The organism is Lachnotalea sp. AF33-28, from assembly GCF_003477885.1.
Lineage (GTDB): Bacteria > Bacillota > Clostridia > Lachnospirales > Lachnospiraceae > AF33-28.
In genome coordinates this window covers 67,903-93,975 of the sequence record NZ_QUEE01000015.1, presented here as the reverse complement: position 1 = coordinate 93,975, position 26,073 = coordinate 67,903, and the positions used below count along the sequence as shown (strand labels likewise).

Below are 26,073 nucleotides of genomic sequence, written 5' to 3'. Positions count from 1 at the left end.
GAGAGAATATGAGCGAGACAACGAACAAGACAAAAGGCAGCTTTACCCTTCCCGGAGAATCCGGATATGAGAAGCTGACATTGGAACTGGCGGATAAATGGGGCGCGGATGTGATCCGTGACAGTGACGGCACCGCGCTGTCCGACGAGATACTCAATGCGGGCTACGGCATCTATTCTACGATCTGCATTATCCGTGACCACAACGAATGGGCGAAGCAGAACCCGGACAAACTGCAGCAGACCTTTCTGATCACGCAGCCCAAGGTTGCCGTGGAGGGAGAGGTTTCCTTCCGTCTGCTCGACGATTTCTTTGAAGAGCAGTTCCGGATAAACGATACGGCAGAGGCCATGAAATACTGGCAGGTCTATGACCGGACCACCGGAGAAGAGGCGGACCGCGCGTCCTGGAGCTACTGTGCCGACAGCCAGACCGTGACAGTGACAAACGCTGTGAAATGGCATAAGTACACGGTGAGCTTTCTGGCATACCGCATATGGGAAGAGATTTCCATGTACAACCATACCACCAACAACTGGCAGAAAGAACATCTGATGCAGATCGACCCGGTTTATGAGGAGACACAGCAGTTCATGCTGGAGTGGATGGAAAACTGGTGCAAGGAGCATCCGATGACCACGGTAGTCCGCTTTACCTCCATGTTCTATAATTTCGTATGGATCTGGGGACACAGCGAGAAAAACCGCAGCCTGTTTACGGACTGGGGTTCCTATGATTTCACCGTCAGCACCAGAGCGCTGGACAACTTTGCCGATAAGTACGGATATTCCTTAACGGCGGAAGATTTTGTAAACAAGGGCAAGTACCACGTAACCCACATGCCGGCGGACGGCCACAAGAGGGACTGGATGGAGTTCGTGAATGAATTTGTGGTGGGCTTTGGCAGCAAGCTGGTGGATATCGTGCACAGATACGGCAAACAGGCTTATGTGTTCTACGATGACAGCTGGGTCGGCGTGGAGCCCTATCATGAAAGATTTGCAGAATTTGGATTTGACGGACTGATCAAATGCGTGTTCTCAGGATATGAGGCCAGGCTGTGCGCGGGAGTGAAGGTAAAGACCCATGAGCTGCGCCTGCATCCGTATCTGTTCCCGGTAGGCCTGGGCGGTAGTCCCACCTTCATGGAAGGCGGCGACCCTACGCTGGAGGCGAAAAAATACTGGAACAGCGTGCGCCGCGCATTATTGAGGGCGCCCATCGACAGGATCGGTCTGGGCGGCTACCTGCATCTGGTGGAGGGCTTTCCGGATTTCTGCGATTATATTGAGAAGGTGTCCGATGAGTTCCGCAGGATAAAAGAGCTGCATAAGCAGGGAAATCCCGTGAGTGTTAAGCCCAGGGTTGCAGTGCTCCACTATTGGGGCGGTCTGCGCCCGTGGACGCTTTCCGGCCATTTCCATGAGACTTATATGCATGATTTGATCCATATCAACGAGAGCCTTTCCGGACTGCCGGTGAATGTTTCCTTTATCAACTTTGAGGATGTGAAGAACGGACGCCTGGCGGAGTTTGACGTGGTGATCAATGCCGGCAGGATGGGCAGTGCCTGGAGCGGCGGCGATGTATGGAAGGATACGGGGCTGGTAGACCTGCTGACCGAATGGGTATATAACGGCGGCCTGTTCCTGGGCGTTGGCGAACCGTCTGCGGTGGAAGGCTGCGATACCACATTCCGCATGGCGCATGTGCTGGGCGTGGATGAGGATCTGGGAGACCGTGTGAACCATGGCAGATGGGCGTTTGATGTGGAAACCGTAGACGGTCTGCTGCCGGATGGCGCAGGGGTAGAGGGCAAGGATCATATCTACCTTACGGATGGCAATGCGCAGGTTTTGATGGAATCGGAAGGCCTGCCGGTGATCACAGCCAACCGTTTCGGAAAGGGCGCCGGCATCTATCTGGCTTCCTATCAGAATACGCTGGAAAATACGAGGATGCTGATGAATCTGATCCTGTACGGAGCCGGAGAGGATCTTAAGCAGGAATGCCTGACGGACAATGCGTATACGGAATGCGCTTACTATCCTGCAGGAAAGACGCTGGTTATGATGAACAACAGCGATAAACAGCAGAAGACGGCGGTGACCGTGGAAGGCCAGCGGGTGGAAAAAACCATAGAGCCATATGATACGCTGATTTTGAAACTGTAAAATAGAAAAGTTAAAAGCCGTTCGGCTGCCGGAGTGAAGCAAGAACTTCTATACCGGTGGGCCGGGCGGCTTTTTTTGAATGTCATGTGCAGAGTAACTTACTGCTCACGGCTGCCGATAACGCAGCGCATAGCGGGGCAGGGTCCGGTCCTCATAGGGATACCTCGAAGCCCGCCAGTTCTTTCGCTGCGTAGTTTGCAGCGTTAGAACCGCTGCGCGCTTCACGGAGCGAGAGCGCGTCCCTATGAGGACCGGACCCTGCCCCGCTATGCGCGGGATGTTTACGGCAACTGTGAAAGTTACTGTAGTAACAAACTGTGACATAATGTCCGCTTTTTGCCGTTTTCATATGGCATCTCATGTGCTATAATTCATTGAAACAAACATCAAATGAGCAGTATCTGGTTTGGCCGATCGGCCTTATTTCCCCTTTTTATGTATATGAAGAAAACATTTCAACAGGTCCGCACGATTTATTGCGCCGGCCGTACAAAAGCAGAGCAAAATCTTACGCTGCAGGAGGAGCAGGCCGAATTTTACAGGTGCTGTGCCATATTGCGGCCGATACTGATAATAGGACAGGTGGGATGTACTATGCTGCTTAAAATGGATGCGGCCGTTCTCTGCTCCTGTGAGGAAGAGCTGTGCCGTCTGGAGCGAAGGCTGGCTGCCGCAGCACAGGAGATGCAGCGGATCGGTGAGGAGCTTAGGCGGGAAGGCTCTGCCGGCGCCGGTGCCGGCAGCAGGGTTGTATCGGCCGCAGCGGGACTTCACGGAGTCTGCATGAAGCTTCAGCGGATGACTGCGGTTTTAAATGGAGCGAGGGAGGAGTATGGGCGCGCGGAACAGAGGAATCTTTCGGCCCTGCAGGATTTCGGACCCGGTCTCATAGCGGCTGGCAAAGCCTGCGGGGAGGCGGTGCCCGGACGGATTGCGGCTCCTATGTCGGAAGACTATCTGCAGGTCCTTGATACTCGTTATGAAAACGCTGTGCCCGAGGCTCGCGCACTCTATGACAAGTATAGAGATGAAATCGACATAGCGGATTGCTCTTTAAAAGACACCGCCTATTACAACGGCGTATGCAACCATGTAAAGTACAGCTGGGAAAATGACCTGGTGAGCGCCGACGGACCGGGATCGGTGTACTACCATGAGGTGGGTCATCTGATTGACGACCGGTCCAGGCTGTTTGGTTATTCCTCGAGCCGGGGGGAATTCGGCAGGCTGTTACGGTCGGACTTTGACGCCTATGTCAGCCGGGTGACGGAGGAATATGGATTTTCAGGGCGTGATGAGGCGTATGCCTATATCAGCGGCGCGCTTATGGTGGACCGGGACCGCAAAGCCGCTGTCTCTGATCTGATCGGAGGGTTGACGGGCAATGAATGTATCGGCGCATGGGGGCATTGGGATGACCGGTACTGGAACAATTACAAAGCGCTGGAGAAGGAAGCCTTTGCGGAATTTTTTGAAGCTTCGATGGGAGCGGATGCCATGAAGGTGCAGTATATCCGAGAGGTATTTCCGCGGGCATATGAAGAATTTTTGAAGACAGCCGGGGAGCTTTCACAATGAGCTGCGGTGCAGCAGGGACGGCAGCAGATCGGCCGACGAAACGAGAATGAGGAGGAATCAGGAATGATCATGGAACAGAGGATGTTATGGATGAAAGCGGTTAGAAAGAGGCTGCTGGCCTTTGGCGGCGCAGCGCTGCTTGCTGCAGCACTGGGAGGCTGCGGCTGGAACCGGGACAGGACCGTGCTGGAATTGATTCACGAAGATGCGGAAGGTGACGGAAGAAGCGTCATGTGGGACGGGGAGAAGGCGTGGCTGGGGCCGGATGAGCTGGATGCGCCCGGGCTGCTGGACGGCCGGGCAGGCATGCGCAGCGCCGTATTCTATGATGCGGAAGTGGGAGTGCAGCTGACGCTGGCCGGGGAGGATAATCTGCTCGCGTCTTTGGATACTGTCATATCGGACAGTGCCGAAGCGTTTATCGCAGAAAGCCCCACTCGGTTTCTGTCCGTATGCAGGCAGCAGGAGGGAGCGGCGGCTGAAAAGACGGATGCAGATGAGAGAAGTATGCGGGAGGAGGCGGTAAACGTTCCTGGAATGGAAAAATTGCAGAAACTGGAAACCGGACTTTATCTTACGGAAGGAGAGAGGGTGATGATCGGATTTTCAACTTGCTGCCGGAACAGTAACGGTGAGCTTTGCCGGGTCGTCTATGCGGGAATTGGCAATTATTCGGATATCCGTATGGAAGCCGGGACACTCATGAAACGCCTGAACTCCATCGGGCTGATGAAAAAAGGAGGAGGACATGACTGATATTCTGGAGTGTGAGACAGATGAACTATATGATGGCTGCGAAACAGTTTATGAGGCGTTCTACCGAATAAAAAGGGAGTCAGAGACGCTTCTTGTGCAGATGGAACAGCTGGCCAAGCTTTGGGAAGGCCCGGCTAACCGGCTCTTTCAGAGCTTTTATATGACGGACTGTGACCGCCTTATCCAGCTGTGCGGTTATGTTGAGGATCTGGGGGAATATCTGCAGAGGTGCGGTGAGAGTTATCGGTACTGCGATCAGGTTATTCTCGCCGGAGTGCAGATGTAAGGCGGAGGCGGCATGAAAAGAGGGCTTTATGTACGGCGGTGAACGTATCCGTGTCAACCTGTCTGAACTGAATGACGCTGCGTGGAAGATGGAACGCGCAGCCGTGCAGATCCGCATGGAACTGCTTAAGCTGGGAAGCTGTGTAAAAAGATCGGAAAACTACTGGACCGGTGCGGCTGGCGAAGGCTATCGAAAGAAATACTTGAAAGATGAATGCGCGCTGCGTGCCCAGGCATATAAATTTCAGGAATATGCGCGCCTGCTTCGCAACATGGCACAGATGTATGAGCAGAGGGAGAAAGAACTGGCAGAGCTGGCATCAGCGCTTGGCGCCGTTAAGATACGAACTGCGGATTGAGAAAATAAATAAGGAAACAAAGAAATCAACAAAAAAACAAATAATAAGCGGGATCAGAGAAATAAGCCGAAAGGATGGGCGGAGATGGCAGTTCCAATGACGGGAGAAGAGATTGACAGAGAGTACCAAAGAGCGGCCATGAGAGCGGAAGAACTGGAATCCCTTGCTGCCGGACTGCGCAGGCTGTCCGGAGAGGAGTATGAGAGTGCGTTGTCCGACATTCGCTGCGCCTGGCGCGGGGAAAGCGCACAGCAATACCTAAGGCGCGCAAATGAATTATCACAAGAGATCATGCACTGCAGCGCAGAACTGCTGATGTCCGCGCAGTCCCTGCGGGCGGAGGCAGCTGCCGTCCGGGACGCGAAAAAAAGGGCAGCTGTCCGGGCCAATTGAAATACTGTAAAACGGAAAGATCGGGCAATAGAGCTGGGCCGCAAAGCTGTGATGGAATATGAAATCCTGTATTTATCATCAGACGGAGTGATCACAGCTAAAAATTGCCGCAGCGCAGGCGAGTCCGGTCACCTGCGCTGCGGCATCTGTTATCTGCTGAATTTATCCGCGGTAGAAGTTGATCAGACAGCCTGACAGGATGATTTTCCTCTCATCATCGGTCAGTTCACCCAGTCTAAGATCAAACTCAACCAGCGTATCCTTCACCGCGTAAGCTTTTATTACGGTCTGCTTAGTCTCAACTGCGGTGCGGATTCCGGGAATAAATATAAAATCAAGATTGTCAAACGGAAGCTCTTCTCTGTCATAGAGGAAGGGAAGCATGCCCCAGTTAATCAGATTGGAGCGGTAGCGTTTGGTGGCGTATTCCCTTGCGATGTTCGCCCAGCCGCCCAGCACCTTCTGACAGGAGGCAGCCTGCTCTCTTGCAGAGCCGTCACCCGGCTTTACAGCATAGATGGTGCTGCCGATGCCTGTGGCTCTTGCCTTCAGATCCGGATAGTACTCTTTCACCTTGCGGAATGCGTTTCCGATGGCTTCGCTCTCTTTCATCGGACATGCATCGGTGCGTCGGATTTCTTCAGCTGCGCGGACTTCCTTCGCGCGTCCTACATATTCCGGGTCCTTTCTGGAAAGCGTGAACTCTGCCAGACCGAGCGGATTGGAACGGTAGGAAGAAGTCTCTCCGGAAGGAATCAGTTCGTCCGTAGTGGTTACCGGATCATGGATTACAGATACCACACGCAGCAGCAGGTCTTCTGTCAGGGGAACCATGCCTGGCCAGTCCGTAATGTTCGGGCCAAACTTGATCGGCACGCTGGGGTCTGCCTTGCCGATACCGTTGTATACACGGTTCTCATAGATGGTTTTGTCAAAGAAATAGCGCGGTTTGCCGTAATTGGCATCGATATCGGTAGCGGCGGTCAGATATCCTTTATTTCTGGCGGTAGCTGCGATGGAACGGGCATCCATCAGCGCTACGGAAGCAATCTGGCCGTTGGTAACCTTGGAGCCTTCTCTGTTCGGGAAGTTTCTGGTGGAATGACGGATGCTGAAGCCGTTGTTTGCGGGCACATCGCCTGCGCCGAAGCAGGGGCCGCAGAAGGCTGTCCTTACGGTGGCGCCCGTCTCCATCAGTTTAGCGATTGTGCCGTTTTTCACCAGTTCCATAAAGATCGGCTGGCTGGCCGGATAAACGCTTAGTGAAAATTCGTCGGATCCGATGCTGTAACCGTTTAAGATATCTGCGGCATCGCATATATTTTCAAAACCGCCGCCTGCGCAGCCTGCTATGACTCCCTGATCCACATAGAGCCTTCCGTCCTTTATCTTATCCTGAAGATGAAAGTTCACCTTGCTTCCGAGGCTTACACGGGCTCTTTGCTCCACATCTGCCAGCACATCCTTCAGATTGCGGTTAACATCCTCAATGGTGTATGTATTGCTGGGATGGAACGGCATCGCAATCATGGGTTTTACCTCGCTTAGGTCCACAACGATCATGCCGTCATAGTAAGCTGTGGCTTTCGGATTAAGTTCTGCGTATTCTTCCGCCCGGCCGTGCAGTTCAAGATAATCCTTTACCTGGCTGTCGGTACGCCAGATAGAGGAGAGGCAGGTGGTCTCGGTCGTCATCACATCGATGCCGATGCGGTAATCCATTGTGAGATTGGAAATTCCCGGGCCCACAAATTCCATCACCTTATTGTTGACGTATCCGTTTTCAAAAACGGCCCCGATAATAGCCAGCGCGATATCCTGGGGCCCAACGCCGGGCTGCGGTTTCCCGGTCATATATACGCCCACAACCTTCGGCATGTTGATGTCATAGGTCTTTTCCAGCAGCTGCTTTACCAGCTCCGGGCCGCCCTCGCCGATCGCCATGGTGCCCAGGGCGCCGTAGCGGGTGTGGCTGTCGGAGCCCAGGACCATTTTGCCGCATCCCGCCAGCATTTCGCGGGCATACTGATGGATAACGGCCTGGTGGGGCGGAACGTAGACTCCGCCGTACTTTTTAGCACAGGATAAACCGAACATATGGTCATCCTCGTTTATCGTTCCGCCCACCGCGCAGAGGCTGTTGTGGCAGTTGGTAAGCACATAAGGAACCGGAAACTTCTCCAGTCCGCTGGCCCTTGCGGTCTGAATAATTCCTACAAAGGTGATATCATGGGAAGTCAGACAGTCAAATTTGATGCGAAGCTTTTCCATACTGCCGGTCGTGTTGTGATTTTTCAGAATCGAATAGGCCATGGTAGCTTTGGCAGCTTCACTCTTATCGGGAACATTGCCGCCGAGCCTGGATTTTAAGACGGCGCCGGCTTCAGCGTTATCTTCAATCAATTCGGTCCCATTTAACAGATAGGCACCGTTATCAAAAAGTTGAATCATTGCTTTTCCCTCCTGTATATTAATAGAATACCATATATTATCAACGATAACAGGGGGAAAAGTCAAGCATCAAATCCGTACACCACTTCGTTTGCCAGGATTTCACCCTTTTCCAGGGCGGAAGCGTTATCGAGAGTCACACGTGCGATGGCTTCCATGGCCTCTTTTGTAAAAAATCCCTGATGTGAGGTGATCAGCACATTGGGGAATGAAATCAGCCTGGCGAGGATGTCATCGGTCACGATCTCGTTGGAATTATCCTCATAAAAGATGCCGTCCTCCTCTTCGTAGACGTCCAGGCCGACTCCGGCAAAACGGTCGCCGTCCCGCAGAGCGTCCAGCAGCGCCGCCGAATCTATCAGAGCGCCTCTGGAAGTATTGATCAGATATACGCCTTTTTTCATCAGCGCGATGGTATCCGGGTTGACGATATAATGTGTATCCTTTGTTAGAGGGCAGTGCAGGGATATGATATCGCTTTTCTGCATCAGTTCTTCCAGAGAGACATAATCCACATCCAGCGTATGATCCGGATACGGATCGTACGCCAGTATGCTGACTCCGAATCCGGAAAGAATCCGGATCATGGCCCTGCCGATCTTTCCGGTGCCGATCACGCCGGCTGTCTTTCCGTAAATGTCGCTTCCCATCAGGCCCTGTATTGTCATATTAAAGTCCCTGGTTCTCGCATAAGCGCGATGCGTTTTGCGGTTGACAGTCAGAAGCAGCGCCATGGCAAACTCCGCTACGGCCTCCGGCGAGTAACTCGGCACTCTGAGGATGTGTATCCTCCCCCGGGCGGCCTTTATGTCCACATGGTTATAGCCCGCCGATCTTAGAAGGATTGCTTTTATCCCCATTTGGCATAAAGTGTCGATGAGCGGTTTGTCCACCTTGTCATTGACAAACACGCATACCGCATCATATCCGTTGGCCAGCGTAATCGTATCCTCGTTAAGAAGCCCTTCAATAAACTTTATCCTGTGCCCGTATTCACGGCTCAATGGTTCAAACCAGAGCCTGTCATAAGGTTTTGTTCCGTAAAATGCAATTTTCATGTTATTGTACCTGCCTTTCCGTTTCTGTTAGCCTGTTATGCAGCGGCAGAAGCAGCTGCCCATACATTACTTTCAGGATATGCTGTTCATAGCTGCCATGCGCTGCTTTATTGGCAGCCGTAAATGGTAACTCTGGTTTAGTATGTGCGGCAGCGCCGGAAGATATCCGATTGCATTTTAGAATGAAATAGTTTATGCTGAAGATAATAAAGCGGGAATGGAGGAGACTATGAAATTCATAACGATAGGTGAACTTCTGATGCGGTTATCTCCGCCGAATTACGAAAAGATACGTACGACCAATTCTTTTGTACTAAATTACGGCGGTGCTGAGGCAAATGTTGCGGTATCCCTGGCGAATCTGGGCGTGGACAGCACCGTATTCTCTGTGGTGCCGGACAATGATATCGGTAAATCCTGTATCCGTTATTTAAAGGCCAATGACGTGCATACCTCGCCGATCCTTTTTTCGGGAGAGCGTCTGGGGCTGTATTTTCTTGAGGAAGGCATCTCCGTGCGCGCCTCCCAGGTGATTTATGACCGGAGGTATTCGGCCTTTGCGGAATACGACTATGCGGATACGGATATGGAAGCGGTGCTTAGAGGGTATGACTGGCTGCATCTTAGCGGGATAACTCCCGCGCTGTCCTTAAACTGCAGGGTTCTGATGGAGAAAGCATTAAAGGCGGCGAAAAAGCTGGGAATGACCGTCAGCTTTGATCTGAATTTCCGTTCCAAGCTTTGGAAGTTTGACGAAGCGAGGGATGTTCTTAGCACCTATATGCCGTATGTGGATGTACTAATCGGAATTGAACCCCTGCATCTGTATAATAAGGAGGGCGGGGATGTCAAGGACGGCCTGTCCATGCAGCCGGGATATGAGGATATGGACCGGGTATTCAAGGCTCTGGACGAACGGTTCCATTTCAAGGCCATCGGCCGCCATGTGAGGTTCGTGCATTCCAGCAATGAGAATTCTCTCATGGCTTATCTTTATAAAGATGGAAAAACATATGAGAGCAATCTCATGCGCTTTAATATCCTGGACCGTGTGGGAGGCGGCGACGCCTTTTCCAGCGGCATGATATTTGCACTCATGGAGGATATGGAAGGAGCGGAAGCCGTAAATTTCGCCGTGGCGTCTTCTGTTATGAAGCATTCCATACACGGAGATACCAACATTACGGACAAGGAAAGCATCATGAGACTGATGAACAATACCTTTGAAATACAGAGATAGAAAGATGAGACAGACAGAGCAGCAGAGTGAAAGCTCACAGGGGGCCAATAGGAAATTCCTCCGTAATTTCCTATTGGCCCCCTGTGAGCTTATTTGCGGACGGGATTCTCTTTATTCGTAGTCGCAGACATTGATCCATGTCTGCAGTAATTCTCTTTCCTCAGGACGGTTCTTGGTCATCTGAGCCGCGGCAACCAGCGGGAGCCATCCCTGTACATATCCCTTGGGGGTATTGGTCTTTTCACAGAACAGATTCAGATATTTGTATGCCATATCCAGGTCTTCCAGGGCCAGCAGCAGGTAAGTTCTCGCCACATCGGCGCTGGCGTTGCCCTGAGTTGCGTGTACCCAGTCGATGATATACCAGTCATCCCCGTCCACTATGATATTGTGGGGGCTGAAGTCTCCATGGCACAGCTTGTTATGCTTCGGCATGCCGTCCAGACGGGTCAGCAGATCATATCTGGTGATTTCGTTGATGGAATCCAGGCTCTGGATCTGGCGCACCATTTTTTCTTTTAATTTGTTGAGCAGAGGGCATCTCTTGGAATGCACTTCCAGATGAAGGTCCACCATTTTATCCAGATACTCATCAATTTTATCCGGATTTTCCTGCATCAGCTGGTGCAGCGTTTTGCCGTTTACAAACTCCTTGGTGATGGCCCAGCGCCCGTCTTCCACTACCGAAACTGCCAGGATTCTGGGAATATGAAGTCCCAGGTCCTCCACTCTGGCTGTGTTGAGCGCTTCGTTTAAAACTTCGGCTTTTGGGAAATCTTTCGCGAATACCTTGACTGCGGTGTCGTCAACTTTGTATACTTCGTGCTGTCCTGCTGATATTAATTTTCTTTCTCCCATGATATTCTCCATTTCTGTGCCTGCACATGGCGGCATCCGTTTCATCCTGTGAACTGCGGTTTCGTGCGCTCTCACAGGTTTTATATGTTTTCGATTACTATGACTGAATTATACCACCAAAATGCACAATAATCATTGGGCATTTTAACGAAAGAAAAACAGGTTTGCCAACAATATTGCCGATGAGATTGACTTTTAATTCACAATAATAAAAAATAATACACAAATTGCATTGTATATTATGTATAAAATGACGAAAGGAGGGAATATGATGAGTTCAGCGCGAAATACTAAGACCATCGGTGCGGAAATTTCCAGACTTCCTGTTACCCAATGTATTGACAGGCAGAAACGATTTTTCTACAATAGAGAGGATCGAACGGAAAGAGGGACAAACATGAAAGGATTCAATACGAAACGGAGACATTGATGAAAAAACTTTTACTCGTATCAGTTCTCATGCTGTTATCACTGACCTCGGCCGGCTGCGGTAAAAGCGGCGAACCTATACGGAAAACAGCGTTGAAACTCAACACGGTAGTTCAGGTCACCATATATGATTCACAGGATGAATCGCTTCTGGACGGCTGCATGGAGGTATGTGACCGTTACGAGCAGCTGCTTAGCAGGACCGTTGATACGAGCGAGATCTCCCGCCTCAACAGCGGTGAAACGGATTTGGTATCGGAGGAAACTGCAGGGCTGATACGCCGGGGGCTTTATTACGGCGATTTATCGGAGGGAGCATTTGACATCGCTATTGAACCGGTGTCCAGGCTATGGGATTTCACTGCGGAAACACCGAGCCTCCCGGACAGGGAGGATCTGGAGAAAGCCCTACCCCTGGTGGATTACCGGGGTGTTCATGTGGACGGATGCCGCGTGACATTTGATCAGGCGGGGATGGGAATTGAGCTGGGTGCGATCGCCAAAGGCTATATTGCGGACCGGCTCAAAGAGTATCTGCTGGCAAACGGGGTGAAGAGCGCGGTGATCAATCTGGGGGGCAATGTGCTCTGCGTGGGCAGCAGGCCTGACGGCAAGCCATTTCAGATTGGGATACAGAAGCCGTACGCGGGGTATCAAGAGATCACTGCGGTAGCCGAAATTACAGATCTGTCCGTCGTATCCTCGGGCATATATGAGAGATATATCACTGTGGATAATAAACAGTATCATCATATATTGGATCCTAAAACCGGCATGCCCTTTGATAACGGGCTGGTAGCTGTTACGGTATTCACAAAGGATTCTACGGACGGGGACGCGCTGTCCACCGCCTGCTTTGCCCTGGGAATGGAAAAGGGCATGGAACTGCTTGAAAATCTGGACGGTGTGTACGGGGGTATATTCATTACAAAGGACTATGAGCTGCATTATACGGAGGGACTTAAAGGCCGGATAAAAATAACAGAAACGCCTAACAGCGGGAAATGAGGGGAAAAGAAATGGCAGAAGAACTGACAGAAGAACTGAAATATGTGGTGGATGTGCTGGAGAAGCTGGTGAACACACCCAGCCCGTCCGGCTATACCGCAGAGGTGCTGGGATTTGTGGAGTCGGAAGCTCGCAGAATGGGATTTGAGACGGCGCGCAACCGCAAGGGCGGGGTGATTGTCTCGGTGCAGGGAAAAACGGAAGAGGTGCTGGGGCTGTCCGCCCATGTGGACACCCTCGGAGCAATGGTGCGTTCGATAAACAGCGACGGCAGCCTTAGGATGGAGCCCATCGGAGGTTATATGATGGAAACCGTGGAGGGAAGCTACTGCAAGATACATACCCGCTGCGGCAGAGTTTATACCGGCACCATACTGACCGTTCAGCCTTCCGTCCACACCTATGACGATGCCAGGAAACTGGAGCGCAAAGCTTCCAATATGGCGGTGCGCATAGATGAAGAGGTAAAGAGCAAGGAAGAAACAGAAGCGCTGGGCATTGCTCCGGGAGATTTTATCAGCCTGGACCCCTGCTTCGTACATACGCAAAGCGGCTTCATAAAGTCCAGGCATCTGGATGACAAGGCATCCGTGGCCGTGCTCATGGGACTTCTTAAAGCAGTCGCGGATTCAGGAAATCGGCCGGAACAGTGTCTGCGCATCCTTATAAGCAATTATGAGGAAATCGGACATGGGGCAAGCTATATCCCCCAGGAGATCACCGAATTCCTTGCGGTGGATATGGGGGCGCTGGGAGAGGACCTTTCAGGCGATGAATACAGGGTATCCATCTGCGCGATGGATTCATCCGGCCCTTATGACTATGAGATGACCGGACGTCTGATTGAAATTGCGAAGGAAAAGGAAATCGGTTATGCGGTGGATATATTCCCGCATTATGGTTCTGATGTATCGGCCGCGTTAAGCGCAGGCAACAATATAAGAGGGGCGCTGATCGGACAGGGTGTACACGCTTCGCACAGCATGGAGCGGACGCATGAGAAAGGGCTGCTGCAGACACTTAGACTTTTGAAGGGATATATAGGCATTGAATGAACCGTGGGGCTGTGAAATAATGGAGCTGCTTTGACTCCGTTTTTACATAGGAAAGTTCCCTGAACTCTCCTATGTAATAAAAAAGCCCTCCGGGCAGGAACGCACTGCGGCGGAATGGAATGATGTCGCTGAAGCGACCCGCCGCAGGCGGAGAATCCCGCGAGCGGGATTCTTATTTATAGCCTCATGGTCGGTAGATGAAAATGGTCAGTATATGAAAGAATGTCAGTATATCAAAAAATATTACACAGAAAGCCCGCTGTGATAGGAGAGATTTCCGACCAGATCTAAAAACTGCTCCTTTTCTTTCTCCGTCAGCGTCCGGTTAAGGATATGTGCATAAGGAATGGCCGTAAAAAGCTTATGCACAAACAGCATGGCCTTTCTGTACTCATCGGTAAACGAAGCGCAGGAAACCTGGCCGGTATCCCAAGGATTGCTCCAGGCTGTGTGAGACAGATTGAGCGGGTCCCTGATAGGAATTTCCACATCTGTGATAAATTTGGAAGAAAGCAGCGGATAGGGAAGCACAAAGCGTTCCACGCCTCTTACAAGCCGCTTGCGTTTGGCCTTGGGATCCGTCAGCAGGGCTATGATCAGGCGCGATTCGGTCAGGATATAGCGGATGAATGCGGGCGTGACGAAATACCGGCTTTTGCCAAAAAGGTCTTTGAGCGTATCGTATAGGCTGCGGCTTAAAAAAGTGGTTACGGTCAGAAGCTCCCGCGGAGCGAACTGAAACGTTTTTTTAACGTTGAAGCGGGACAGCGGTATATGCTTATAATGATCCAGGATTTTGGCATCGATCACCATTTCCAGATCGGCATGTCCGGCAATGCTGGCGTTCTCCCCGCTTCCTGCACGGTAGCCTGCGCGCGCATATACATAGGGATGACAGCGGGAGTCCAGCGCGTAATGGCACAGGAAACCGCATAGATAGGCCAGCGCGGTTTCACGTTCTTCCAGCGTATGGTAGCTGCCTATCTGCCCGATGGCGCTTGAAAAAAACTCGCGGGTTCTGTGCCCATGCAGGTAAGAACCAATATTTTTATGGTTATGGTGCCTGAGCAGAGGCAGATGATAAAAGAAGATGTCGGGGCCCTGCAGGCCCAGAAGATAAGCGGTGCGGTTGCTTCTTATGGCGTGCTTCAGCTCCTCTGACGGTATATGACGGTAACAGCTTAAGCCGAAAAAGTAGTGTGTAACGAATCCTGGCATAAATCGCAAGCCTCCTTTGTCTTTTGCCGGCGCTGCGGCAGATCAGCCGCAGCGGGAAGATATTATGCCTCCGGGGCGGCCCGCCGCAGGCGGAGAATCCCGCTTACGGGATTCTCTTTATTCCGCTGTCAGCACAGTACAATGATTTGATCCGGAGTTGTCTGTGCCGGGATGCTTCTGGTAGCAGCGCCGTACAGTACGATCAGCGTGTGGTCGCTGACGCCGCATAGAAAATCCTGTCCGGTTTTGGTTATGATATCTGTGCTGTCCGAAATATTCAGCCGTAAGGTCCTGTCGGAACTGACCAGATTTCTGTCGAAAAAGTCCACTTTGATGTTCTGCCAGGAAGTCGCCTCGCCGATCACAAGGGCATTGTACTGCGGCGGATAGATCAGGGGCATCGGCGCATTGCCGTCATAAAAGCCGATGATCTGCATACCGGGAATGATTCTTGCCTGACGGACAAAGTAGGTATCCGGCCCGGCGATCAGATTGGCGATGCCGGCTTCAGGGGTGCTGATTTCGATCACCTGATAGCAGCAGTTTTCGGTATGGGGATAAACCGCCAGCACAACACCGGTTATGGAGAGATATTCCACAGGGTTAATATTGTTATTCCAGTTCATCATATTATTCAGAAATCCTTTCGCGGAGGGTTCTGATGTATCATATGCCCCAACAATATAGTTTGCTTCTATATTATCATATTATTCTGTACAGTAAAGGAGAAAAAATGATATACTGTCTGGTAAGAGGAAGCACACTAAAGGTGTGCACATGCCATCAACCTCCGGCTGATGGCATAGAAAGAAGGGATGCGCTATGACACTGAATATTGCTCACAGAGGTTTCTCCGGCAGGTATCCGGAAAACACGATGCTGGCGTTTGAAAAAGCTCTGGAAGCGGGAGCCGACGGCATTGAACTGGATGTACAGCTGACGGGAGACGGACAGCTGGTGATTCTTCATGACGAACGGCTGGACCGCACCACCGACGGCAGCGGGTTTGTAAAGGATTTCACATATGAGGAGCTTATAAAACTGGACGCCTGCGGCGAATTTAAAGGAAAATTTGAAAAGCAGAGGCTGCCGCTTCTGCGGGAATACTTTGAGTGGGTAAAGGATACCGGGCTCATAACCAACATCGAGCTGAAAAACGGGCTTTACTATTATTCCGGTATGGAAAAGATGGTCTGCGGAATGGCAGAAGAATACGGCCTGGAGGACCGCATTATCATATCCTCCTTCAACCCCGCTTCCATTGTGCTCTGCAAGCAGTTTGCCCCTCATATAAAGATGGGCTTTTTATGCGAGAGGCCGATTGGCAATGCTGAGGCTTTTATCCGCGACTGCGGCGTGGATTATATGCATTCTGAGGTGCACTATACGCCCGACTCCCTGATCTTAAGCTGTAAGGCGTCAGGAATCGGCGCGAACCTGTGGACCGTGAATGAAGAGGATCAGATGGACCGGCTGCTGGCGCTGGATATCAACGGAATTATTACCAATTACCCGGATGTGCTGGCTGAGAAAAAAGCGCAGCTGTAAGAACAGATGCCGGGAGCTGCTTTTGGATATCGATCCTATTGAACAAATAAATAAGGGATCGCGTTTGCGATCCCTTATTTGTGTCCGGCCAGAAAAAAACACCGACCCCGCAGCTCATATGTCTGCAAAATCAGTGCTTTAAGTGCGCCTTCAGGGGCTCGAACCCTGGACACCCTGATTAAGAGTCAGGTGCTCTACCAACTGAGCTAAAAGCGCATCTCTTATCTTCTGTAATAGCTTGTCCGTAAGACGAAGACTATTATAGCGCATTGATTTTATAATTGCAAGTGTTTTTTTAGAAAAATTTTATTGCTTCCTGCTCTTTCAGCGACTATAATCAAATGAGGAGGGCTGTGAGACATGAATTCTATGCAAAATAACAAATTTGAATCGAATAAAAAGTATTTTACAATCAGCGTTTATGCCATTGGAGTGGTTTTGGTATCCGCACTTATTGTGCGGGCCATTTTTATGTGGGAGCAGACTTCCGCTACCTTACGCGGGATTATTTCCGTGCTGTCTCCTTTTATGGCGGGGGCATTTATTGCATTTGTGCTGAATCCCCTGGTGAAAACTCTGAATAAGAATTTTTTTGAGAAAGTGTGTAAGGTCAAATCAGCCCGGGTCAGAAACGGACTGTCCATCCTGATATCGTATATTCTGGGAGTCGGTCTGGTGGTGGTGGCGTTTCTCTTTATCCTGCCGCAGGTGTTTAAAAGCCTGGGGGATCTTGCGGTGATGATACCGGGATGGTATGAGAAGCTTCTGCAGCTGATCATGGATCTGGAGGAACGGTTTCCGGAGCTGGATTTCGCGCAGATTAATAAGGAAGTGGATAATCTGGGGCAGACTATTTTTTCTTATGACAGCGTAAAAGCCGCCCTGACCAATATTATGCCGGTAGTGTTTAACACGTCGATCTCGTTGGTGAAGATGATCGTAAACGCGCTGATCGCGCTCATGGTTTCCTGCTATCTTCTGATTGATAAGAAAATCATTTCGGCGAACTTCAAAAAGCTGATCTATGCACTGTTCCAGAGGGACAGCGCCGCGCTGATATGCAAGAGCACCAGGGAGTGCGGGGATATCCTAAGCAGCTTTATTTCCGGAAAGTCACTGGATTCGCTGATCATCGGCATCCTCTGCTTTGTAGTGATGAATATCTTAAAGCTGCCCTATGCGCTGATCATCAGCGTAATTGTGGGCATCACCAACATGATCCCGTATTTCGGACCGTATATCGGAGCCGTGCCCGGAGCGATCATACTGGTCATGATTTCACCGGTGAAGATGGTGATCTATCTGCTGATGATACTGGTTATCCAGCAGTTTGACGGGCTGTACCTGGGGCCTAAGATCCTTGGAGATTCTACGGGACTGCGCCCCGTATGGATCATCTTTGCGGTGTCGGTAGGCGGTGCCGCCGCAGGCGTGGTGGGCATGTTTCTGGGAGTTCCGGTGGTGGCGGCCGTGGCACATCTTACAAACCAATGGCTGGATTACCGCATCCGCAAAAGACAGGAGGCACAGCTGCAGGACGGGGATGAAAGGGATAAAGAGGCGGAAAGCGCCGGGGATAACGCGGATAAATGAGAAAGCAGTGCATAAAAATACGTCCTATTGAATATAAACGCTTCGCTTAGGATCGCACTGCGGCGGGAAAGTATTCTGCCGCTAATGCGGCCCGCCGCAGGCGGAGAATCCCGCAAGCGGGATTCTTATTTTATTTTAGACATCCTGTCCGGCCGGACAGGATGTCTCCGTATCTGTCAGAGCACAGAATCCAAAATCTGTGTCAGAGCCGCCTTGGACTGGAGTCCTACAACGGTCTTAACAGCTTCTCCGCCCTTAAACAGGATCAGGGTCGGTATGGACTGCACACCGTATTTTGCGGCAGTTTCCATGTTTTGATCCACATTCAGCTTGCCGATCTTTATCCTGTCTGCGTATTCCGCCGCAAGATCCTCTACGATCGGCGCCAGCATTTTGCAGGGGCCGCACCAGTCCGCGTAGAAATCCACCAGCACCGGCTGGCCGGATTCCAGCACTTCCTGTTTGAAACTGCTGTCTTGAAATTGTAAAGCCATGTCTCTTTCCTCCTATTTGTTTTTCTTTCCTGTGGAATCCAGGACTTTATTCACCTCGTCAATAGAGCGCTTCAGGTTCAGCGCGGTTTTATTTAAGGACTGCTTATCATAAGTTGCCTTTGAGATCTTTTGCTGCAGGGTCATTTTCCTTGGCAAGAGATGTCACCGCCGCTTTTTTAATTTGCCTTAGTATATGCAGCCGGGCACTTTAATATGCCGATATTACATCATGTCAGCATGTCTGCCGACATTATATCATAACAGCACCGGCCTTGCAATCAGCTTGCAGATGGGGTTTCCCATGGCGGAAAAGCGTTCCTCGTACTCGGTCATTATGTTTCCGGCATTCATCCCGCTGTGGTGCAGATCGAAGGTATACTCCGCCAGCTCCCAGCCGGCCTCTGTTACGGAGCGGAGGGAGAATTCGAACAGCTCCCTGTTGTCCGTTTTAAATTCTACCTGTCCTTCCGGCATCAGTATGTGCCTGTACCGTTCAAAGAACTGCGGCGAGGTCAGCCTGCGTTTGGCATGCCGGTCCTTGGGCCAGGGATCGGAAAAATTCAGGTATATGCGGGATACTTCGTTTTCGGAAAAGACATCTGTAATATCTTCCGCATCCAGCCGCAAAAAGTACAGGTTCGGGGTATCGTTTTCGTCTTTCTTTTCCAAAGCGCGTATGAGGACGCTGGAATATTTTTCAATACCGATGTAGTGGATGTCCCTGTGCGCGAGCGCCAGTTCAGTTAAAAATTTACCCTTGCCCATGCCGATTTCAATATGCAGAGGGGCGGTATTTTTGTAAAATTCATTCCATTTTCCGCGCCATTCCTGTGGGCTTGTGACAGTGTACGGGCTTTCCTTAATGGCCTCGCGGGCGCCGGGAATATTTCGCAGTCTCATTGTATTTTCTCCATTTTTTCATATTGAATTTTGCGCAGTACATTTTATTTTATACTAAAACAGATAAAAATGGAATGATATCAGGCGAAAAAAGTAATAAATTAGCTATGGCTTTTTTTAAAAAAAGGTGTATGATATTTATCATGATAAGAGTGAAAATGGATGACCCCCTGCATGCCTGCGGGGAATAAATTGAAGGGAGGATTTTCATGAACCAGATCATCGAAAAGATATCGGAGATTGAATCTGCCGCGTCTGCCCTGATGGATGATGCAAATGAGAAGAAAAAGGCATACGCGGAAGAGATGAAGGAAAAGACGAAGGCGTTTGATGACAATCTAGACCGGACTACCAAGGCAAAGCTTGAAGAGATCCGCAGTGAGATGCATGAAAAGATAGAGAAAGAGATAGCACTGATGAAACAGGATACGGAGAAGCAGATCGCAGATCTCCAGAGCGCCTATGATGCACAGCATGAAAAGCTGGCTGCGCAAGTGCTGAAATCTCTGCTGGAGGAGTGATCGTATGGGAAGCTTGCTCACGTACAGTGGAGTTACCACTAAAGTGAAAGCGATGAGAAGCCGGCTGCTTACGGATGAGGATTACAGGGAACTGGCCTCGTTTAAAAGCGTTCCGGAATGTGCGGCGTTTTTAAGACGGCATGAAGGTTATGCCGATCTGCTGGACGCGGCGGGAGATATGCCTCTTCACAGAAATGATCTGGAGAATCTTCTGACCTATTCTTTATATCGTGACTACTATAAAATCTACAAGTTCTGTGACATGAAACTTAGAAAATTCCTGGGTATATACTTTATACGTTACGAAGTGGCACTGCTTAAGACCTGTCTTAGAGCCATATTCGGACATAAGGATCTGTTTTTCGATCCGTCGCTTTTGATGGAATTTTTCAGCAGGCATTCCTTCCTGGATATGGAAGCCCTGTCTAAAGTTTCAACCATACAGGAATTAAAGGACTGCCTTAAGGATACTCCTTACAGCGCAGTTTTTGCACGCCTGGACCCCTCACAGGCCAAACTGCTGGACTATGAGAATCAGCTGGATCTGTACTGCTATAAGCAGCTTTGGATGGGGCTGCAGAAATATACGCGCAAGGGTGAACAGAAGCTGATTTCGGCCAGCTTTGGCAGCAGTATGGATCTTATGAATATCCAGTGGATCTACCGCTCCAAGAAGTATTACAGACTGGCCGGCCCGGTTATATATTCGATTCTGATACCGGTGAAATACAAGCTTAAGCCGGAACAGATCAAGAAACTTGTGGACGCGGAGTCGATGGAAGAGTTTTCGGCCGTGCTCAAGACAACGCCGTATGCGATTGTGGAAGGCGAGTTTAAGGAGCGGGGGATGACGCTGGAGGATTCCAGCCGTGCCATTGAGGATAAACTCCATCTTGCTGCTGGAAGGAAGGACCCGTATTCCATCGCTACCATCATATCCTATCTTTATTTTAAGGGTGAGGAAATAAGGAAACTGGTGACCGCCATAGAGGGCGTGCGCTATGGCCTGGATTCCAACACCATTTATCGATATATCATGAATTTAAAGGGAACCGGAGGTACTGTTTCGTGATTGAAAAAATGAAATTTTTAAGCATCACAGGTCCGAAGGCCGATATTGATCGCATGATGGATAAATATTTGTCCAAATATGAAATCCATCTGGAAAACGCGCTCTCAGAGCTGAAGACAGTCCGTGAGCTGACGCCGTATATTGAGCAAGATCCCTACAAACAGGCGCTGGATAAGGCGGCCGGATTTTGCCGCCAGCTGGGAAAGAAAGCTGGCATAACCGGCAGAAAGATCAGTATCGACGAGGCGAGATCCGTCGTCAATGACATTGACGGCAAGCTTTCCTCTCTTCTGGCCAAACGCGAGGAACTTGCAAAACGTCAAAAAGAAGATAAGGATGAGCTGGAAAAAGTGGCGCCGTTTAAGGGGCTGGATTTTGATCTGGATAAAATCCTGAAATTTAAGTTTATCAAGTTCCGGTTCGGCAAACTGACGAAGGAGGACTACCAGACCTTTGAGAAGTATGTATCGGCGGATATGGAAACGATTTTCTATCCGTGTAATTCGGATAAGGATCATGTGTGGGGCATTTTTTTTGTGCCCGCGTCGGAGTTTGACAAGACCGATACGATCTACTCGTCCCTTCATTTTGAGAGCACATTTCTGCCGGGTGATCTGACCGGAAGCCCTCTGGAGGTCTGTACGGCTTTGGGAAGGACGATTGCTGCCAGGGAGCAGGAGATCGCGGACTGTGATAAACAGATGCAGAAGATTCTCACAGACAATGCGGAGAATGTGATGGCTGCCTATGAAACCCTTCAGGCGGCTGAGGATAATTTCAATGTGCGCAAGCTGGCCGCCTGCACCAGGGAAGGGCATAACATGTTCTATATCCTGTGCGGATGGATGAGTAAAAAAGACGCCGCCCGCTTCCAGAAGGATATCGACAATGACGATACTATTTTCTGTATTGTGGAAGAAGATCACAGCAAGATCTTCAGCACACCGCCTACTAAGCTGAAAAACCCTAAGATTTTCCGGCCTTTTGAGATGTTCGTCAGAATGTACGGACTGCCGGCATATAATGAATTTGATCCGACGATCTTCGTCGCGCTGACCTATACCTTTATCTTCGGCTGTATGTTCGGCGATGCCGGACAGGGAATCTGCCTGCTGGTCGGAGGTGCGCTGCTGTATAAGCTTAAGAAGATGGACCTTGCGGCGATCATCTCCATGGCAGGAATCTTTTCCACCATATTCGGAGTGCTGTACGGCAGTTTCTTCGGCTTTGAGAATGTGATTCCGGCCTTGTGGCTCAAACCTATGGAGGCGACGGTGACACTTCCTCTTGTCGGAACACTCAATACGGTGCTGGTAATCAGCGTTGCCTTTGGTATGGGCCTGATTCTGCTTTCCATGTGCTTCAACATATTCAACGGCATCCGGGAAAAAGATATCGGAAAGATCGTATTTGATACCAACGGACTGCTGGGCGTTATCTTCTATGGCTCAGCGGTGGCGGTTATTGTACTGTTTATGACGGGCCATGCCCTTCCCGCAGGGATACTGCTCTTCTGCGCGTTCGGCATTCCGCTCATACTGCTTTTATTAAAGGAGCCCATTGTCAATGCTCTGGAGAAGAAACAGGAGAAATTAAGCGGCATCGGCATGTATCTGGTGCAGTCCGTATTTGAACTTTTTGAGGTGGTCTTAAGCTATCTGACCAATACCATCTCCTTTGTCCGTATCGGCGCGTTTGCGCTGAGCCATGCCGGCATGATGCAGGTGGTGCTGATGCTGGCGGGTGCGGAAAACGGCGGATCGCCGTCGTGGCCTGTCATCGTGATCGGCAACATATTTGTGGCCGGTATGGAAGGTCTTATTGTTGGCATCCATGTCCTGCGTCTGGAATATTATGAGATGTTTTCAAGATTCTTCCAGGGGTCCGGGCGTGAGTTTAAACCATATAAACAGAAATAAAGTTAATTATATTATTCAAGGAGGTCATGATCATGACGATGTTAGTGAAATTGCTTATTATTGCAGCTCTGGTTTTGAGTATTATTCTTCCTTTTGGTGTATATCTTCTGGGAGAGAAGAAAAAGGGACGTTTTAAAGCGGCGCTCGCCTGCAATGTATTTTTCTTTTTCGGCACTCTGGTAATTGCCAGCGTTATGCTGTTTGGCGGCACCGCGATGGCGGCCGGCGAATCTGTCGCCGCGGCATCCACCGGCATGGGCATGGGTTACATCGCTGCGGCGCTTTCTACCGGACTTTCATGTATCGGTGCAGGTATTGCCGTAGCCAGCGCGGCCAGCGCAGCCTTGGGTGCAATCAGTGAAGACTCTTCCGTACTCGGTAAATCCCTTATCTTCGTTGCTCTGGCAGAAGGTGTTGCTCTGTACGGCCTGATCGTTTCCATCATGATTTTAGGTAAGCTTTAATGCGGATGTTTCTGATCAGTGACAACCGTGATACCTGTACCGGCATGCGTCTGGCCGGCGTGGAAGGTGTGGTTGTTCATGAAAAGCAGGAGTTTAAAGATGTGGTGGATAAGGTAACGGCCGAAAAGGACATAGGGATTGTCCTGATCACCGAATATTTCGGCCGGAAGTTTCCGGAGCTTGTGGAGGATCTCAAGATGAGCCGGCTTCCGCTCTTCCTTGAGATTCCCGACAGACACGGCACCGGCAGAAAACCGGACTTTATCACGTCTTATGTAAACGAAGCCATCGGGTTAAAATTGTAGGCTATGTATCTAATTTTGAATAGAAGGTGAGAACAAGTGACAACCGAGGAAAAACTGCAGAAATTTTTGGAAACATCCATGGAAGACGCCAGAAGCAGGAGTATGGCGCTGTTCCATGAGTATAAGGACGCGTTAGATCAGATGTATGAACAGCATGTGGAAAATGAAACAGCCCAGGCGCAGCTGCGTCTGAAGCTGGAGGTGCAGCGGTTCGAACGCGATATGAACAAGGAACTGTCCAAGGAGCAAATCATGATCCGCCAGCGGATGAGCCGCAAGGTGGCTGATCTGGAGGATAAGCTGTTTGTTGAGGTTGAGAATCTGCTTGCTGAGTTCATGGAAACTCCGGATTATGAGGCATATCTGAAAAAGAAAATAAAAGAAGCTAAGGATTTTGCCGCGGGCCAGGAATTAATCGTCTATATCGATCCCGCCGATGAGGAGAGACGCCGCGGTCTTGAAATTGCTGCGGGCATCCGGCTGACGGTCAGTGAGTATTCTTTCCGCGGGGGTATACGGGCGGTAATCCCCGGCAAACATATCCTGATAGACAATTCCTTTGCTGCGAAACTGGCGGAAGCACGGGAAAACTTTACATTGGACGGAGGTAGGCTGCATGCTTAAGACCGGAACAATATATGGCATTAACGGCCCTGTCGTATATCTCAAGGGAAACACGGGATTTCGCATGTCTGAGATGGTATACGTGGGTAAAGAAAGACTGGTCGGAGAAGTCATCGGCCTGACTTCGGACACCACAACGATACAGGTGTTTGAGGAAACCACCGGATTAAAGCCAGGAGAAGAGGTAACCGCTACCGGTTCCGCGCTGTCCGTAATTCTGGCTCCGGGCATACTGAACAATATCTTTGACGGGATTGAGCGCCCGCTAAGCGAGATCGCAAAGAGCGGGGGCGCCTATATATCAAGAGGTATTAACGTTGATTCGCTGGATACCGGCAAGCTGTGGGATACCCACATGGTTATTGAGCCGGGGCAGACTGTTTACGGCGGTACGATCATTGCGGAGGTACCCGAGACTTCTGCGATTGTGCATAAGGTTATGGTCAGCCCGGATCTGGAGGGAACCATTCTCTCCGTTGTGCCGGACGGCAGCTATACGATAAACGATACGCTGGCAGTGCTTCAGACACCCAGCGGGGATGAGGTCAACCTGACAATGACACAGAAGTGGCCGATTCGTGTGCCCAGGCCTGTGAACAAGCGTTTTCCGGCCAGCAAGCCTCTGCTGACCGGCCAGAGAATCCTGGATACGCTGTTTCCCATCGCCAAGGGCGGAACCGCAGCTATTCCCGGCGGTTTCGGCACCGGAAAGACGATGACACAGCATCAGATCGCCAAGTGGTCCGATGCGGATATTATTATCTACATCGGATGCGGCGAGCGTGGTAATGAGATGACCCAGGTGCTGGAGGACTTTACAAAACTGGTGGATCCCAAGACCGGCAACGCGCTGATGGCGCGCACCACGCTGATCGCTAACACCTCCAACATGCCTGTTGCCGCCCGTGAGGCCAGCATATATACGGGAGTGACGCTGGCGGAATACTACAGAGATATGGGATATCATGTGGCAATCATGGCGGATTCCACCTCAAGATGGGCAGAGGCGCTTAGAGAGCTGTCCGGCCGCCTGGAGGAAATGCCTGCGGAGGAAGGCTTCCCCGCGTATCTGGCCTCCCGCCTGTCCGCTTTTTATGAGAGAGCCGGTATGATGCAGAATTTAAACGGCACGGAGGGCAGCGTGTCCATCATCGGCGCGGTATCGCCCCAGGGCGGTGATTTCTCCGAGCCGGTAACACAGAATACAAAACGTTTCGTGCGTTGCTTCTGGGGGCTGGATAAATCCCTGGCCTACTCCCGGCATTTCCCGGCCATTCACTGGCTGACCAGCTACAGCGAGTATATCAACGATCTGGCGCCCTGGTACGCTGAAAATGTGGATAAGAATTTCATCGATTACCGCAACCGCCTGATCGCCATATTAAACCAGGAGAGCAGCCTGATGGAGATCGTCAAGCTGATCGGAAGCGACGTGCTGCCCGATGACCAGAAGCTCACGCTGGAGATAGCCAGAGTGATCCGACTGGGATTTCTGCAGCAGAACGCGTTCCATCCGGAGGACACCTGTGTGCCGATGAGCAAGCAGATGAAGATGATGGACATCATCCTGTATCTGAACAAGAAGGCGAAATCCTTGGTATCCCTTGGGATGCCCATCTCCGTGCTGAAATCCGAACCGATTTTCGAGCATATCATTTCGATTAAGTACGACGTGGGAAATGATGAGCTGGAGAAATTTGACGATTATAAGAAAGAGATCGACGATTTTTATGACAGAGTTCTTGAGAAAAATGCATAGGAGGGATGAGAT

26 protein-coding genes and 1 tRNA gene are annotated in these 26,073 nt (G+C 50.6%); 18 read left to right on the top strand and 9 right to left on the bottom strand.

Annotated elements, in window-relative coordinates; translation table 11 throughout:
• The first annotated feature begins 8 nt into the window (after positions 1 to 8).
• The 6 genes from gnpA (at position 9) to DWZ56_RS18260 (ending at position 5,545) form a co-directional block, all read left to right on the top strand.
• Positions 9 to 2,174 carry a 1,3-beta-galactosyl-N-acetylhexosamine phosphorylase gene (gene gnpA, locus DWZ56_RS18285; protein WP_118558048.1) on the top strand — a complete coding sequence of 722 codons (2,166 nt, stop codon included), beginning with the start codon at positions 9 to 11 and terminating at the stop codon, positions 2,172 to 2,174.
• A 594-nt stretch (positions 2,175 to 2,768) separates the two neighbouring features.
• A complete protein-coding gene (locus DWZ56_RS18280) occupies positions 2,769 to 3,752 on the top strand; it encodes a hypothetical protein (RefSeq protein WP_147369450.1) in 984 nt (327 codons plus the stop codon).
• A 63-nt stretch (positions 3,753 to 3,815) separates the two neighbouring features.
• Complete coding sequence (locus tag DWZ56_RS18275) at positions 3,816 to 4,508, top strand: hypothetical protein (RefSeq protein ID WP_118558046.1); 693 nt, start codon at positions 3,816 to 3,818, stop codon at positions 4,506 to 4,508.
• The gene (locus DWZ56_RS18270; protein ID WP_118558045.1) at positions 4,501 to 4,794 is read left to right on the top strand and encodes a hypothetical protein; all 294 of its coding nucleotides are present in this window, start codon (positions 4,501 to 4,503) and stop codon (positions 4,792 to 4,794) included. Before DWZ56_RS18275 ends, DWZ56_RS18270 begins: the two co-directional genes overlap by 8 nt.
• A 28-nt stretch (positions 4,795 to 4,822) precedes the next feature.
• Positions 4,823 to 5,152 carry a WXG100 family type VII secretion target gene (locus DWZ56_RS18265; RefSeq protein ID WP_118558044.1) on the top strand — a complete coding sequence of 110 codons (330 nt, stop codon included), beginning with the start codon at positions 4,823 to 4,825 and terminating at the stop codon, positions 5,150 to 5,152.
• A gap of 84 nt (positions 5,153 to 5,236) precedes the next feature.
• Positions 5,237 to 5,545 (top strand): hypothetical protein, encoded by a 309-nt coding sequence (locus DWZ56_RS18260; protein ID WP_147369449.1) that lies wholly within the window; start codon positions 5,237 to 5,239, stop codon positions 5,543 to 5,545.
• 162 nt (positions 5,546 to 5,707) lie between these two features.
• On the opposite strand, the gene DWZ56_RS18255 is transcribed toward DWZ56_RS18260, so the two are convergent.
• Both DWZ56_RS18255 and DWZ56_RS18250 read right to left on the bottom strand, forming a co-directional pair.
• Complete coding sequence (locus DWZ56_RS18255) at positions 5,708 to 7,996, bottom strand: hydratase (protein ID WP_118558042.1); 2,289 nt, start codon at positions 7,994 to 7,996, stop codon at positions 5,708 to 5,710.
• A gap of 62 nt (positions 7,997 to 8,058) precedes the next feature.
• Positions 8,059 to 9,054, bottom strand: coding sequence for a 2-hydroxyacid dehydrogenase (locus tag DWZ56_RS18250; RefSeq protein ID WP_118558041.1), 996 nt, complete (start codon positions 9,052 to 9,054; stop codon positions 8,059 to 8,061).
• Positions 9,055 to 9,283: 229 nt separating this feature from the next.
• On the opposite strand from DWZ56_RS18250, the gene DWZ56_RS18245 reads away from it, so the two are divergent.
• The gene (locus DWZ56_RS18245) at positions 9,284 to 10,294 is read left to right on the top strand and encodes a sugar kinase (RefSeq protein WP_243095359.1); all 1,011 of its coding nucleotides are present in this window, start codon (positions 9,284 to 9,286) and stop codon (positions 10,292 to 10,294) included.
• Positions 10,295 to 10,405: 111 nt separating this feature from the next.
• Here DWZ56_RS18245 and DWZ56_RS18240 read toward each other — a convergent pair whose 3' ends face one another.
• Positions 10,406 to 11,152: a phosphotransferase family protein gene (locus tag DWZ56_RS18240; protein ID WP_118558091.1), complete on the bottom strand. Its 747-nt coding sequence runs from the start codon at positions 11,150 to 11,152 to the stop codon at positions 10,406 to 10,408.
• 429 nt (positions 11,153 to 11,581) lie between these two features.
• Here DWZ56_RS18240 and DWZ56_RS18235 point away from each other — a divergent pair, with 429 nt between their 5' ends.
• Both DWZ56_RS18235 and DWZ56_RS18230 read left to right on the top strand, forming a co-directional pair.
• The gene (locus tag DWZ56_RS18235) at positions 11,582 to 12,589 is read left to right on the top strand and encodes an FAD:protein FMN transferase (RefSeq protein WP_118558039.1); all 1,008 of its coding nucleotides are present in this window, start codon (positions 11,582 to 11,584) and stop codon (positions 12,587 to 12,589) included.
• An 11-nt stretch (positions 12,590 to 12,600) separates the two neighbouring features.
• A complete protein-coding gene (locus tag DWZ56_RS18230) occupies positions 12,601 to 13,644 on the top strand; it encodes a M42 family metallopeptidase (RefSeq protein ID WP_118558038.1) in 1,044 nt (347 codons plus the stop codon).
• A 243-nt stretch (positions 13,645 to 13,887) separates the two neighbouring features.
• On the opposite strand, the gene DWZ56_RS18225 is transcribed toward DWZ56_RS18230, so the two are convergent.
• Both DWZ56_RS18225 and DWZ56_RS18220 read right to left on the bottom strand, forming a co-directional pair.
• A complete protein-coding gene (locus DWZ56_RS18225) occupies positions 13,888 to 14,862 on the bottom strand; it encodes a zinc dependent phospholipase C family protein (protein WP_118558037.1) in 975 nt (324 codons plus the stop codon).
• Between the two features lie 128 nt (positions 14,863 to 14,990).
• Entirely contained in the window at positions 14,991 to 15,491 is a 501-nt protein-coding gene (locus tag DWZ56_RS18220) for a hypothetical protein (RefSeq protein WP_243095356.1), read from the bottom strand.
• Between the two features lie 193 nt (positions 15,492 to 15,684).
• On the opposite strand from DWZ56_RS18220, the gene DWZ56_RS18215 reads away from it, so the two are divergent.
• Positions 15,685 to 16,410: a glycerophosphodiester phosphodiesterase gene (locus DWZ56_RS18215; RefSeq protein WP_118558036.1), complete on the top strand. Its 726-nt coding sequence runs from the start codon at positions 15,685 to 15,687 to the stop codon at positions 16,408 to 16,410.
• A 143-nt stretch (positions 16,411 to 16,553) separates the two neighbouring features.
• Here DWZ56_RS18215 and DWZ56_RS18210 read toward each other — a convergent pair.
• Positions 16,554 to 16,626: transfer RNA gene (locus DWZ56_RS18210), tRNA-Lys, on the bottom strand.
• Between the two features lie 144 nt (positions 16,627 to 16,770).
• Here DWZ56_RS18210 and DWZ56_RS18205 point away from each other — a divergent pair.
• Positions 16,771 to 18,003, top strand: coding sequence for an AI-2E family transporter (locus DWZ56_RS18205; RefSeq protein WP_118558035.1), 1,233 nt, complete (start codon positions 16,771 to 16,773; stop codon positions 18,001 to 18,003).
• A gap of 176 nt (positions 18,004 to 18,179) precedes the next feature.
• Here the strand turns inward: DWZ56_RS18205 and trxA are convergent, their stop codons facing one another.
• The 3 genes from trxA to trmB form a co-directional block, all read right to left on the bottom strand.
• Entirely contained in the window at positions 18,180 to 18,497 is a 318-nt protein-coding gene (gene trxA / locus DWZ56_RS18200) for a thioredoxin (RefSeq protein ID WP_118558034.1), read from the bottom strand.
• Between the two features lie 12 nt (positions 18,498 to 18,509).
• Positions 18,510 to 18,653, bottom strand: coding sequence for a hypothetical protein (locus DWZ56_RS22790; RefSeq protein WP_158584655.1), 144 nt, complete (start codon positions 18,651 to 18,653; stop codon positions 18,510 to 18,512).
• 99 nt (positions 18,654 to 18,752) lie between these two features.
• On the bottom strand, positions 18,753 to 19,397 hold the full coding sequence (gene trmB / locus DWZ56_RS18195; protein WP_118558033.1) for a tRNA (guanosine(46)-N7)-methyltransferase TrmB: 645 nt from the start codon (positions 19,395 to 19,397) through the stop codon (positions 18,753 to 18,755).
• 209 nt (positions 19,398 to 19,606) lie between these two features.
• Between trmB and DWZ56_RS18185 the strand changes: the two genes are divergently transcribed.
• Genes DWZ56_RS18185 through DWZ56_RS18155 form a run of 7 tightly spaced genes read left to right on the top strand, consistent with a single transcriptional unit; the run spans position 19,607 to position 26,061 of the window.
• Positions 19,607 to 19,918 carry a hypothetical protein gene (locus DWZ56_RS18185; protein ID WP_118558031.1) on the top strand — a complete coding sequence of 104 codons (312 nt, stop codon included), beginning with the start codon at positions 19,607 to 19,609 and terminating at the stop codon, positions 19,916 to 19,918.
• A 4-nt stretch (positions 19,919 to 19,922) separates the two neighbouring features.
• Positions 19,923 to 20,990: a V0D/AC39 family V-type ATPase subunit gene (locus DWZ56_RS18180; protein ID WP_118558030.1), complete on the top strand. Its 1,068-nt coding sequence runs from the start codon at positions 19,923 to 19,925 to the stop codon at positions 20,988 to 20,990.
• On the top strand, positions 20,987 to 22,909 hold the full coding sequence (locus DWZ56_RS18175; protein WP_118558029.1) for a V-type ATP synthase subunit I: 1,923 nt from the start codon (positions 20,987 to 20,989) through the stop codon (positions 22,907 to 22,909). The genes DWZ56_RS18180 and DWZ56_RS18175 overlap by 4 nt, the downstream gene beginning before the upstream one ends.
• Before the next feature lie 32 nt (positions 22,910 to 22,941).
• On the top strand, positions 22,942 to 23,373 hold the full coding sequence (locus tag DWZ56_RS18170) for an ATP synthase subunit C (RefSeq protein WP_118558028.1): 432 nt from the start codon (positions 22,942 to 22,944) through the stop codon (positions 23,371 to 23,373).
• Complete coding sequence (locus DWZ56_RS18165; RefSeq protein ID WP_118558027.1) at positions 23,373 to 23,678, top strand: V-type ATP synthase subunit F; 306 nt, start codon at positions 23,373 to 23,375, stop codon at positions 23,676 to 23,678. The genes DWZ56_RS18170 and DWZ56_RS18165 overlap by 1 nt, the downstream gene beginning before the upstream one ends.
• A 36-nt stretch (positions 23,679 to 23,714) precedes the next feature.
• A complete protein-coding gene (locus tag DWZ56_RS18160; RefSeq protein WP_118558026.1) occupies positions 23,715 to 24,302 on the top strand; it encodes a V-type ATP synthase subunit E in 588 nt (195 codons plus the stop codon).
• Positions 24,295 to 26,061: a V-type ATP synthase subunit A gene (locus DWZ56_RS18155; RefSeq protein ID WP_118558025.1), complete on the top strand. Its 1,767-nt coding sequence runs from the start codon at positions 24,295 to 24,297 to the stop codon at positions 26,059 to 26,061. The genes DWZ56_RS18160 and DWZ56_RS18155 overlap by 8 nt, the downstream gene beginning before the upstream one ends.
• Positions 26,062 to 26,073: the final 12 nt, after the last annotated feature.